Source organism: Butyrivibrio sp. XPD2006 (assembly GCF_000420865.1).
Classification (GTDB): Bacteria; Bacillota; Clostridia; order Lachnospirales; family Lachnospiraceae; genus Butyrivibrio.
This window is the reverse complement of the sequence record NZ_ATVT01000004.1, coordinates 269,958-281,717: the sequence shown is the minus strand read 5'-3', so window position 1 is coordinate 281,717 and position 11,760 is coordinate 269,958. Positions and strand designations below refer to the sequence as shown.

At 42.5% G+C, this 11,760-nt stretch carries 13 protein-coding genes and 1 pseudogene; 6 read left to right on the top strand and 8 right to left on the bottom strand.

All coding sequences use genetic code 11. The annotated features are described in order from the left end of the window. A pseudogene (locus tag G590_RS18700) lies at positions 1-225 on the top strand (transposase); the annotation flags it as partial. Between the two features lie 166 nt (positions 226-391). Here G590_RS18700 and G590_RS0106925 read toward each other — a convergent pair. From G590_RS0106925 to G590_RS0106915, 3 genes are read right to left on the bottom strand one after another with little or no spacing between them, the layout of a single operon-like run. Continuing rightward, positions 392-1,087: a 5'-methylthioadenosine/adenosylhomocysteine nucleosidase gene (locus tag G590_RS0106925; RefSeq protein ID WP_022764950.1), complete on the bottom strand. Its 696-nt coding sequence runs from the start codon at positions 1,085-1,087 to the stop codon at positions 392-394. Positions 1,088-1,099: 12 nt separating this feature from the next. Further along, positions 1,100-1,579: an S-ribosylhomocysteine lyase gene (locus tag G590_RS0106920; RefSeq protein WP_026493991.1), complete on the bottom strand. Its 480-nt coding sequence runs from the start codon at positions 1,577-1,579 to the stop codon at positions 1,100-1,102. Positions 1,580-1,601: 22 nt separating this feature from the next. After that, the gene (locus G590_RS0106915; protein WP_022764948.1) at positions 1,602-2,471 is read right to left on the bottom strand and encodes a MurR/RpiR family transcriptional regulator; all 870 of its coding nucleotides are present in this window, start codon (positions 2,469-2,471) and stop codon (positions 1,602-1,604) included. Positions 2,472-2,685: 214 nt separating this feature from the next. Between G590_RS0106915 and G590_RS0106910 the strand changes: the two genes are divergently transcribed. From G590_RS0106910 to G590_RS18695, 5 genes are all read left to right on the top strand, one after another. Continuing rightward, positions 2,686-3,231, top strand: coding sequence for a rubredoxin-like domain-containing protein (locus G590_RS0106910; protein ID WP_026493990.1), 546 nt, complete (start codon positions 2,686-2,688; stop codon positions 3,229-3,231). Positions 3,232-3,395: 164 nt separating this feature from the next. Then, positions 3,396-5,198, top strand: a complete 1,803-nt coding sequence (locus tag G590_RS0106905; RefSeq protein ID WP_022764946.1) for a methyl-accepting chemotaxis protein — start codon at positions 3,396-3,398, stop codon at positions 5,196-5,198. Positions 5,199-5,434: 236 nt separating this feature from the next. Next, entirely contained in the window at positions 5,435-5,965 is a 531-nt protein-coding gene (locus G590_RS0106900) for a hypothetical protein (protein ID WP_022764945.1), read from the top strand. 3 nt (positions 5,966-5,968) lie between these two features. Continuing rightward, positions 5,969-6,160 carry a helix-turn-helix transcriptional regulator gene (locus G590_RS0106895; RefSeq protein WP_022764944.1) on the top strand — a complete coding sequence of 64 codons (192 nt, stop codon included), beginning with the start codon at positions 5,969-5,971 and terminating at the stop codon, positions 6,158-6,160. A gap of 60 nt (positions 6,161-6,220) precedes the next feature. After that, on the top strand, positions 6,221-6,595 hold the full coding sequence (locus G590_RS18695) for a LysM peptidoglycan-binding domain-containing protein (RefSeq protein WP_022764943.1): 375 nt from the start codon (positions 6,221-6,223) through the stop codon (positions 6,593-6,595). A 50-nt stretch (positions 6,596-6,645) separates the two neighbouring features. Here the strand turns inward: G590_RS18695 and G590_RS0106885 are convergent, their stop codons facing one another. From G590_RS0106885 to G590_RS0106865, 5 genes are all read right to left on the bottom strand, one after another. After that, positions 6,646-8,496: a carboxylesterase/lipase family protein gene (locus G590_RS0106885; protein ID WP_022764942.1), complete on the bottom strand. Its 1,851-nt coding sequence runs from the start codon at positions 8,494-8,496 to the stop codon at positions 6,646-6,648. Positions 8,497-8,513: 17 nt separating this feature from the next. Next, positions 8,514-9,326 (bottom strand): nitroreductase family protein, encoded by an 813-nt coding sequence (locus tag G590_RS18690; RefSeq protein WP_022764941.1) that lies wholly within the window; start codon positions 9,324-9,326, stop codon positions 8,514-8,516. A 99-nt stretch (positions 9,327-9,425) separates the two neighbouring features. Further along, positions 9,426-10,178: a peroxide stress protein YaaA gene (yaaA, locus tag G590_RS0106875; protein ID WP_022764940.1), complete on the bottom strand. Its 753-nt coding sequence runs from the start codon at positions 10,176-10,178 to the stop codon at positions 9,426-9,428. Next, positions 10,178-10,630: a thioredoxin-dependent thiol peroxidase gene (bcp, locus tag G590_RS0106870; protein ID WP_022764939.1), complete on the bottom strand. Its 453-nt coding sequence runs from the start codon at positions 10,628-10,630 to the stop codon at positions 10,178-10,180. The genes yaaA and bcp overlap by 1 nt, the downstream gene beginning before the upstream one ends. Before the next feature lie 49 nt (positions 10,631-10,679). After that, positions 10,680-11,747: a DUF4261 domain-containing protein gene (locus G590_RS0106865; protein ID WP_022764938.1), complete on the bottom strand. Its 1,068-nt coding sequence runs from the start codon at positions 11,745-11,747 to the stop codon at positions 10,680-10,682. Positions 11,748-11,760: the final 13 nt, after the last annotated feature.

Sequence of the window (11,760 nt, the reverse complement as noted above, 5' to 3'; positions counted from 1 at the left end):
TGGGAAGACTACATGGAAGTATGCGATGATATCAGATACACAGAGGGAATGAAAGATCTTTATTCCCATCGCAAAGAAACAATAGAAAGAATTTTTGGGACCGCCAAAGAAAACCACGGATTCAGATATACACAGATGTATGGCAAGGCGCGTATGGAAATGAAGGTCGCGCTTACCTTTGCGTGTATGAATCTGAAAAAGCTTGCAAGGATCAAGCATGAATGGCGGTTAGAGATGGCCTGATATAGGCTGTTTCTGACCTTTGTTCTGAACAAAATCCCCATAACATAAGAAAAATGGTCCAGAGAGCTACGCCCTCAGGACCACTTTGTCTACAGTCTGAAGGGAGCTGATTTCAGCTCCCTTTTGTTATACGTATTTATTATTGTGATTACATGGTCTTCATCATTTCCATTACAAGGGCCGCACAGTCTTTTGCTGCCTTCTTCTCAAACTCCGGATAATCCATTACGTCCGATCCGTCAGCCTTATCAGAGATTGCTCTGATGATAACAAACGGAACCTTGTTGAGAAAGCATGCCTGGGCAATCCCTGCTCCTTCCATCTCGCAGCACATTCCGCCGAGGGACTCTATAATGGCATCCTTAACAGACTTATCGGAAATGAACTGATCTCCGCTGCAAACTCTTCCTTCGAATACTCCAAGGTCAGGAGCTGCTGTCCTTATTGCTGCTTTTGCCTTATCTATCAGCTCCCTATCTGCAGGAAAAGAGAGTACTCCCATCTGCGGGATCTCGCCCTTCCTGTAGCCAAATACTGTGGCGTCAACGTCGTGGTAAGCTGCATCGGTTGATAAAACTATATCTCCAATGTTGATCTTTGCATCAAGAGATCCTGCAACTCCGGTGTTGAGCACATGGGTTACTCCGAAGGTATCCACCAGAATCTGAACGCAAATCCCTGCATTAACTTTACAAATTCCGCTTCTTACTACTACAACTTCAGTTTCTCCGATGGTTCCCTCAAAGAAATCCATAGAAGCTTTGCTGACAGTTCTTTTAACAGTCATTGCGCTCTTAAGAGATTCTACTTCGACCTCCATTGCGCCGATAATTCCAATCTTCATTTATCTCTCCAATCATTCCGGATAATAAAGGTGCTTTTCATCAATCCCGTAAAGGGTGTTATCCAGATATCTCTTTGCCAAGAATTTTGCCATAGGAAGATTCATATCAAGATAGTTTCCGCAGTCTCTCGGACTTGCCCCCGGTACATCTCCTTCAAAATCCCTTACAAATTCAAACATTCTTGTTATCAGAGGAACAACTTCCTTTGATTCAAGCTCTCCTGCCAGAACAACATAAAATCCGGTTCTGCATCCCATCGGTCCAAAGTAAATTGTCTTATCTTTATACTCCGGATCATTTCTGAGAAATGTAGCCCCAAGATGCTCAATGGTATGAACCTCTGCGGTGTTCATAACAGGCTCTTTATTGGGCGCTGTCATTCTGAGATCAAAGGTTGTGATCGTCTCCTGACCTACTTTATCTCTTCTCGAAACATAAATGCCCGGTTCAAGGTCAATATGATTCACCGTAAAGCTAGCTATTTTTTCCATTTGGATCTGCCTTTCATTTATTTTATACTCTGGCTGTCTTATGGAATACATCATAGGAATCCTTAAGATATCCTTTGATGTTCTCGTAGTCCCTGTTTGCAATTGCTGTGTAGAGCGTGTCTACAATAAGGAGCTGGGCAAATCTGGAACTGTTCAGTCCGCTCTTTTTATCAATCTCCGGTGATGTTGCAAAAAGAACCTGATCGCAGCCGGTGGTCAAAGCATTGTTACCAAGCTTTGTAACTGCTATTGTAGCAGCTTCTCGCTCTTTTGCAATATTGAAGAGCTGCATCATTTCAGTATTTTTGGCATTATCGGCAAAAAAGATCGCCACATCCTTGGGGCCTATCTGGGATACTGTCATAAGATTCATGTGGTGGTCCTGATTATAAACCACGTTGTAATGTATTCTGAGGAGCTTGCAATACAGATCATAAGCTGCTATTCCTGCAGTACCTACGCCAAATACCTGAATCTGCTTTGCGCTTACTATTGTTGTAACCGCATCGCTAAAAGCCTCAGCCGCAAAAAGTCTGTATGTGGTCTGGATTGCCTGTACGCTGGTCGCACAGATATTATCAGCAATGGACTGAAGCGATGTATACTCATTGACATCCTTGAAAGCAATCTTCGGGGCATTTTCTCCCACTTTTTCCAGATTGGTATTTGCCTCAGCATAATATGCGTTCTTTAAATCCTTAAGTCCGTCATATCCTATTGCCTGCGCAAATCTTGTCCAGGCAGCCTGAGTTGTGCCCGACATTTCCGCAAGCTCTTTTATCGGGTGCTTAAAGAGTGCATCCTTGTGTTCAAGAACATAATCTGCCACCAGCTTTTCTGAAGAAGGCAGCGAGTCATAATTGCTTTTTATTTTTTCACTAACAATATTCATATATAGCCTCCATACATTGATTTTCCCCCTACTTAATAGTATATCGCATTTTTGCATACGGAATGAAATTAATTTTCAAACAATTGCTAAGTATATTCTTAAATATTTATAAAATAAAGGATTTTTTCAGTCTCTTTGTGTTATTCTGATGTTACGGCAGTAATATATGTGTATTTATACACTTAAGCGCTTAGCGCAGGAAAGGAGATTTCTTATTATGAAATGGGTATGTCAGGTATGTGGTTACATTCATGAAGGAGACCAGCCCCCGGAGTTTTGCCCTAAATGTAAAGCTCCTGCCGAGAAGTTCTCAAAGCAGGAAGAAGGCGAGAAAAACTGGGCATGTGAGCATGTATTGGGCGTAGCAAGCAGCGCACCCGAAGATGTTAAGCAGAGCCTCAGAGAAATGCGTGACGGCGAGTGTCACGAAGTAGGTATGTATCTTGCTATGGCTCGTGTAGCAATCCGTGAGGGATACCCCGAAATTGGTGCTTTCTATGAGAAGGCTGCCTGGGAAGAGGCTGAACACGCAGCAATGTTCTGCGAAATGCTTGGTGAAGATCTTACAAACTCCACCAAGAAAAATCTTGAACTCCGCGCAGAAGCTGAGTATGGCGCAACCCAGGGTCGTGCAGACCTTGCAAAGAAAACAAAAGAGCTCAATCTCGATGCCATTCATGATGCTGTACATGAAATCGGAAGAGATGAAGCAAGACACGGAAGAGCTTTCGCAGGTCTCCTCAAGAGATATTTTGGATAATTATACATTATGTGAAACGTTAAGAGGATTGCCACTAATTAGGCAATCCTCTTTTTTTATAAAATAGCCGGTAATAATGTATAAAATTAGCATAAACGCATACATATATAATCTAAAAAGCGATAAAATATACTGTGAAGACGTTTTATGTTAAGGAGGTCGCCATGGCAAATTCAACCACTCGAAAAGAAAATGCAACCTTTAAAAAAATCCCGTTTTTCAAAACAGTGGCAGGAATGATCTCTATCAGCTATGCCTGCCTGCTGATACTGTTTGTTATTTCTATCGCTGTAGTTACCACGCAGATGATGAATATCGCAAACAGTTCTATTGAGACAGCCAACACTGTGGAAGGTGTTATGAATAACATCTCCACATTTGATGTTGATATGCGTATCGTCGATAACGACGGTTTTGCAATGGCTGCCATGTATGATACTATTGCGGGAATGGGCCAAATAGAGCAAAAGGTCCCTGAGATGCAGAACTGTATTTCAGAAATGGATGATGCTATAGCCGGTATAAAATCCGCTTTCAATACTCTTACAACTCCCGGCAGTGATGCTGCTACCGCCGTGCAGACTCTGGATCAAAACTACGCTGAGTGGAAAGCCGGATACTTGAAGGTAATAGACGCTGCTCCGAAAGCAGATGTAGATACCATTATCCAGGTTGTATTTGTTGAGTGTTCAACACAACTTGCTGTAATGAAAGATCAGTTATCTATCCTTAACGATGAAGTCGCTAAAGTTCAGGTTCAGTCTCAGGAACTTGTTATGCAGCGCGCAAACGGAGCTGTTGGCATTGTAAATATAATGATGATTATTTACATTATTGCCATCATCGGATTCCTTGTATGGAATTACAGACAGGTTGGACGTAAGGTTAACCTCATAGCCGATGAGATAAGCGCTATGATCTCCGATATCAAATCCCATAAGGGCGATCTGACAGTACGTCTTAAGACCAAAACTTCTTCAGAGCTGGTTCACATAAAGGATGGTTTCAACCTCTTTATTGAAACCCTTCAGGTAGTACTTAAGGATGTAAAAGACGGAACCATTTCACTTACAAGTTCATCAGAAGATATGTCTAATCAGATCAGACTTGCCAGCGACAATATCACAAACACATCAGCTGCCCTTGAGGAACTTTCAGCCAGCATGCAGAATGTAGCTGAAACTGCTCAGGTTATGAACGAAAAGCTGGATGACATTAAGACAGCTACAGGAAATATCAATGACGGTGTTGAAGACGGAACCGCCAAGGCCGAAGAGATCAGAGCTGAAGCTATTGAGATCAAGAACGAGGCTGAAAACAAGAAAGAGAACACCGGAACCAAGATGGAGGACCTCTCCAAAGTGCTTGAGCAGTCAGTTAAAGACAGTGAGAAGGTATCTCAGATTGCCGAGCTTACCAACGTTATCCTTGATATCGCATCACAGACAAACCTCCTTGCTCTGAATGCTTCTATAGAGGCTGCACGAGCAGGTGAAGCAGGAAAAGGATTTGCGGTTGTTGCCGGAGAGATCAGCTCCCTTGCCGACAATTCAAGACAGACAGCCGGAAACATCCAGAATATCAGTAATGAAGTTACCACTGCAGTTAAGTCCCTTGCCGATAACGCGATGCAGGTTCTTGATTTCATCAATACTACCGTGCTCAGCGACTACGATGCATTTGTTGAAACAGGTGCTAAATATGAAGAGACCGCCAAGATCATCAACGAGATGCTTGATGGCATTTCAATACAGACAACAAGCCTTAATGAGATCATGGATCAGATGGCAGATTCCGTATCTTCAATTTCAGATTCCGTAAGCGAAGCTTCCGATGCAATAGGTCAGTCTGCTGACAACGCTCAGGATATCGTAGATGAGATTTCCGGTATCAGTTCTTCAATGGATATAACCAATGAAGTAACAGAGAAACTTAACGACAGCACAAAACAGTTTGTAAACATTTAAAAGCATCAATTGATAATACGTCAAAAGAGCTGATGGCTACGGCTTTCAGCTCTTTTTTTGCGTCTATTTTCTGCCTGTTTTTCCCGGTCTCTGATATGAATTTTGATATTCTGAAAAGATTTTTGTCAAATATACTTGACATTATTCTATTGTGGTTTTATTATATGATTATCAGCTGACAGATAAATAGTTCACATATAAACATAGTTTCATTCTTTATTAGGAGGAGAAATATAATGAACGCAACAGCATCTTTTGGAATGGTAATTGGATTAATGGTTGGTCTTGTAATTGCTGCAATACTTCTTAAGTTTGCCAACAAAGACCACAAGTTTAAAACACAGTATGATGAGAGACAGGAAGCAATAAAGGGTCTCGGATACAAGTACAGTTTCTATACACTGGCTTTTTTGGAAGCACTTCTGGCTATTCTCGAGATTGGTGGTATCACATTTGCAATTGAAAGATATCTTGTACACTTTATTGTACTGCTCATCGGCTTCACAGTTCTGTGCGTACACAGCATCTGGAACGGAGTTTACTGGGGACTTAACAACAATCGCAAGCGCTATACCGCTATAATCGTTCTTGCAGTAGCTTTAAATCTCATCCCTGTTATTGCTGCTATTGTAAACGGATCTCTTTCAAGAGAAGGATTTAATTCATTACCTCTTCTCAACGTAATAGTACTTGTCTGGATGGCAGTAATAGGTATCTGTGCCCTGGCTAAAAAGTGCTTTGCAACAAAAGGAAATGAGGAGGACTGATCTATGAAAAATCTTAAACTTAAGGCAGCAAGAGCAGGTATGGACCTGTCACAGGATCAGCTTGCTTCCATCTGCGGCGTATCAAGGCAGACTATCAGCGCTATTGAGAAGGGTGACTACAACCCCACCATCAATCTCTGCATCGCAATATGCAAGGCTCTCGGCAAGACTTTAGACGAACTGTTTTGGGAATAAGTCCAAACTATAGGACACCTCCTTTGCGAAAATCAAATCATAGCAAAGGAGGTGTTTTTTATGGATGCAGCATATACAGCTTACAGAGAGATCAGAATTGAAGAGAACAGGAAGAGACGTCTTCGCATAGTAAGACGCCAGAGAATCATTCTGGCACTTGTTATAGCGATCATCGTATTTGCTTTTGCTTTTCTTGGAACGAAGCTTGTTCTGTCAGCTCATTCAGAGAACGGCAGATTTAAGTATTACACATCTATTACCATTCACAGTGACGATACTCTGAGCAGCATCGCAGAAGATTACATTTCCTCAGAATACAAAAACGCAGACTCCTACATCAGGGAAGTCTGCGCTATAAATAATCTTGATGAAGAAGGAACCATTTATGCCGGTGAAAACCTTGTAGTTCCCTATTATTCGGATGAATTTAAATAAACCGTCAGTATCAAGGTTTCTTAATACTGACGGCTGATTTCTGAATGCTATTAATTTGTTTCTCTTGTATCCATAAATTCATCGATGACTTCGTATATCTCCATGTTGGGATCATCCGTCATTTTTATCTCATCTCCAAGCTCTAAAAGCTTGTCCTGACCCAAGTCTCTCATCTCCCAGACCGGAAGCGCCTCTCCGGATGAAGAGCCATCAGGATTAAGAATGTATCCGTTAGGATCACCGTTATATGCGAAGTTCACCCAGTAGCTCTGCATGATCTGAGATAGCTTGTAGTCCGCTTCATCGTACAGTCCCGGATGCCTTTTAAGATTACCATAGGCATAAGGAATCTCGCCTGCGTGGTAATTAGAGAGCATGTCATTGGTCTTGGTGAAGTAATATTCATAGGCAGGCCTGTTCTGGGCAATCATGTAATTATTCCAGACATAATGTGAATAGCTGAACCACATGGCACTATAAGCTACGTTAAGCGCCCCCTTGGCTTCACCCTGTGCATCTACTATAAAAGCCTGATCTCTCTGAGGCAGATTCCAAGGCACAACTTCCGCCATATCATCGCCATAATCCGGCATGTCCTCTGCGATGAGGTCCTCATAATTCTCTCTTGTAGCCTCGGTACCCAAGAGAAATGCGTCAGCCTCTTTTGCATTAAAGCCGTTGAGAAGAGCCTGTTCATGATTCTCACCCTTCTCATAGGTGAGATAAGGTTGTTCTACAATAGCGTATCCGTCAACAGTCATGGACGAATTGTGCGTTTTTGTCTTAAGGAGCTCTGAAGCCGGTATGTTCCTGAGTTCTGCAGATGAAGAAACGCCAAACTCATTTCGCACTTCTTCTCCTGTTGCAACAGCATCCTCATAATCCCTGAAGGTATGAAAAGGCTCTTTTGCCACGATACCACTGGACTCAGCTATTGCATATCTGAAAAGCCCTTCAGTCAATGGTGATATACACAGGGCATTTACTGACGATGCACCGGCTGACTCACCTGCAATAGTGATCTTAGTCTTGTCACCACCGAAAGCTTCGATATTGTCATATACCCACTTAAGGGCTGCAATCTGATCCAGAAGTCCGTAGTTACCGGTGGTACCGTTCGGAGACTCAGCCTTAAGGTCATCAGCTGCATAGTATCCGAATACTCCAAGCCTGTATGAGAAGTTTACAAAGATAACTCCCTTGGCTGCCAGATCTTCACCCCTGTACTCCGTATATGAGGACTGGCCTGTTGTAAGGGATCCTCCATGAACATAAAAAATAACAGGAAGAAATTCATCCCGGTCTTCTCCGGGGGTAAAGACATTTACATAAAGGCAGTCTTCACTGACTTCCTCCACATACTCGTCTCCAAACTTAATCTGATAATCGTGCCATCCCAGAATGTGAGAGAGGGAATCATACAAAACCGATCCTCTTGTCTGCATAGCCATCGGTCCGAAATGATCAAAGGCTCTTACACCATCCCAGCCATCTGCCTTCTGAGGTTCTCTAAATCTAAGCTCCCCGACAGGAGGCTTGGCATAAGGAATCCCGGCATAGACTCTGGCTGAGTGATCCTTGTTATAAACACCGGTGAGCTGTCCCTGCTCTATCTCCACTACTTCAGTGACATCCGGATTTCTGTTATCCACTGCCGGAACTCTTTTAACAGGAGGTTTTGTCAAAAAGATGTTTACTGCCAGAATTACTGCAAAGGCCAGCAGCAGAATCAGCGTATTCTTTTTACTTCCGATTTTTTTGTAAAAGACATCCCGATAAAGAAGAAGGGCTATGATAGAAAAAATACCAATACCCCAGCCGATAAGCATGTTCTTAGAAAGTTCAAGGACTGCTATATAAAACAGTCCTGTCAAAATTACAAAGATATTAAATAAAACCATTAGAAGATCCTCATGAATTAAAACGAAATAGTTGCTATATAATCCATTCCTTCAGGAGCTTTAATTTCAGGCTTTTCACATGAGAGCTCGGTTGTTCTTCCTTCTGAAAGAAGCTGAGTTTCAAAGTTATAAAGCGCAATTCCCATATCTATCTTCTGAAGATCGTAATCAGGAGTAACAAATCCCTTATCATGAGCTTCAAAGAAATGTGCCTTCCTGTCCGCTATAACTATTCTCCAAGGCTGCTTATTCACAGCAGAAGGAGCAAAGCGTACTACTTCAAGAGCATCATGAAGTCCCATTCCCATGGATGCGCTCTCGGTTATAGGTGTTGCAAAACTTCCGTTATAGAAAAGCTCCTCAAAAGCCTTTCTTGTATCAGCCTTGACGCCCTTTCGCATAAGGACTTCCTTAACTGACATCTTCTTTGCTGTGACACCGAGCGGACTCATACATGGCATGTACTCTCCGTCCTTTAAATCTGATGCTGCCTCAAACTTATCTCTTGGCATTGTTCCACCAATCCAGACTGTACCAAGACCAAGCTGATGAGCCTTCATAAGAAGCTTCTGGAATGCATATCCGTAAGCCTCCTCAAAATGCTCCGCCTTCTTAACTACAGCTGAAACATATAATGTCTCTCCTGATAATACCGGGCTTGAGAGATCATTTTCCTTAGCGTCAAGAAAAACAAATCTTACATTGACTCCATATGGATTTGTAATATTCTCCGCATACTCTTTTAACTCATTAATAATCTCAGCAGATGGCGCTTTGCCATCAAATGCTCTGACACTGCGTCTAGTCTTTACATCCTCAAGAAAACTCATAGAATGACCTCCATACAAATTTACATTGTGCGCAATGTAATTGTATCATATATCAGTCATAACGCAAGTGTTTTTTCAAATTGGTCCCCAGGGACGGAGTCAAGGGACCATTTTTCTTTCAAACACAATCTCATTGTCGCTTGAAAGATCATCTCTATATACATATCCAAGTCTGTCAAAAGACCTGATTTCTTTCGGATCCTCTATTCCGCGCTCAGCCATGAACCTAACCATCTCGCCTCTGGCCATCTTGGCATAAGTTCCTTTGGTGACGAATTTCCCCTTTGCCATCTCACCGAAGGTCACCGTTACATAGTGATCCCCTGCTCCCAGATACTTCTCTATACACTTTGAGTACTCCTTGGAAGCCAGGTTGACTATGACACCGGACTCATCCCTCACTTCACGATACAAACGATCACCCCACAGATCATAGAGATCCTTATGTCCGCCAATCTTAGCTTTGGCCTGCATCTCCAGCCTGTAGGGCGTCACTCCGTCCATGGGCTTAAGCACGCCATAAAAGCCTGAGAGTATCCTAAGATGCTCCTGAACATAGTCAAAAGAGCTGTCCTCAAAAACTGCCGGGGCCATATACTGAAAGGCAATCCCTTCGTAAGACAGGATTGCGGGAGTAAGTCTTTTTCCGAGATCCATTTCCTTTATTCGCTTAAAATTCTGCTCAGCTATGCTGTCATTACAGCTCCAGAGCTTTTGCAGATCTTCATGAGATTGCAACAAAAGCCAATCAAGAATTTCCTGTGTCTGCTCCAGAAACACAGGCAATCCCTGACACTCAAGCTTATCGGTATCAACATTCATTTTCTTGGCGGGGGAAAGGATTATCCTCATTACAGTTCTCCAAGCATCTTTTCCGGATCGTCTGCTGCCTTAACTTTGTCATTAGCCCTGATGATGATGCCTTCTTCATCGATCAGATATGTTGTCCTTACTACGCCCATGGATATCTTTCCATAGTTTTTCTTCTCTTTCCAGACATCATAAGCCTCAATTACCTTACGCTCAGGATCAGCTAAAAGCGTAAAAGCAAGACCATACTTTTCCTCAAATTTCTTATGTGACGCTACAGTATCTTTACTTACTCCCAGTACAACAGCGCCCTTTTCCGTAAACTGAGGATATCTCTCAGAAAAACCACAGGCCTGCTTGGTGCATCCGGAAGTATTGTCCTTGGGATAAAAATACAGGATTACCTTCTTGCCTCTGTAGTCCTTGAGTGCATGCATTTCTCCGTTCTGATCCGGGAGTTCAAACTCCGGAGCTTTAGTTCCAACCTCTAACATAAGATAACCCTCCTTTTTACTTAATACATAATCCCCATATCCCTACGCTTTATTGATACAGGATCTTCAGGCTCTCGCCCTTCACATTGACCCCTGCGCTCTTTACTATTTTTAGTCGCTGTGTATTATCTGCACCTATGGTTTCACCGTCGTGAAGAATAACGTCTTCTTCAATTACATATGAGGCAATGTTTTGAAGGAAATCACGAATCTCATTAGGGCTCTTTCTCACATTTACTATTTCTATTTCATCTTTTCCAAGATTAGTTAATCCTGTAGTATAGCCACTTATACCATTTTCTGACTGAACAATCCCAATCCAGACCAGTGACAGCACCGGAAACTGCTTCATCTTAAGAAACTCAGCACCGGCAAAAATATAGTTAGGCTGAACAACAACATTGTTGTAGTAAATGCCCAAAGTATTCTCATTGTGACAGATTGAGGATAATGCCATAGCAAATAGCGCTCCTCCACCTTTAGGTGTATCTGCTCCCAAAACCGAGACGATCAAATGTGCCTTATGCGACTTGGCAACCTGTACAGCATCTTTCCATAAGTAATTGTACTGCGCATTGTATTCTGCCTCCCCACCGGGCACGGACGCTTCAACAAGTGTAATTGCCAGAATAGCCTTGGCGCCTAACTCCGGCACGGAGTATGCCTTAGTTCCCGACTCAGTAGATTCACTGTCGGAAAGTGTAATTCCCCATTCATCCTGGAATGCTTTTTCAAATTCCAAAGCATTCCAGGTCGCTTCCTTCAAAAGCGCAAACGCAGCAAACACGCCTGCTCCTTTTGCTTTTTCTTCTCTGTCAGTCTGTTCTTTAGCCTTGTTCTGCCAGTACTGTTTTAAAAATTCTACCAGCTTTGTTGCATCTTCAATCTCTGTTGCAGGATTATACTTCTGCTGCTCACTGAATATCCCTGAATCACTAGCTATAGCTAAAAGCCACGGCGATAAAAGCGATTTCTTGAATTTAAAAATCATGCATTCTATGCCGTCTGCTGTCGTGAACTGCTTAGTAAATCTTACATCTTTTGGCATTTTTCCTAATTCGCTCGGATGCATAAGCCATTGAGCGACTGCTACCTGTTCTTCAAATACTGATCTCATACCATTCTCCCAT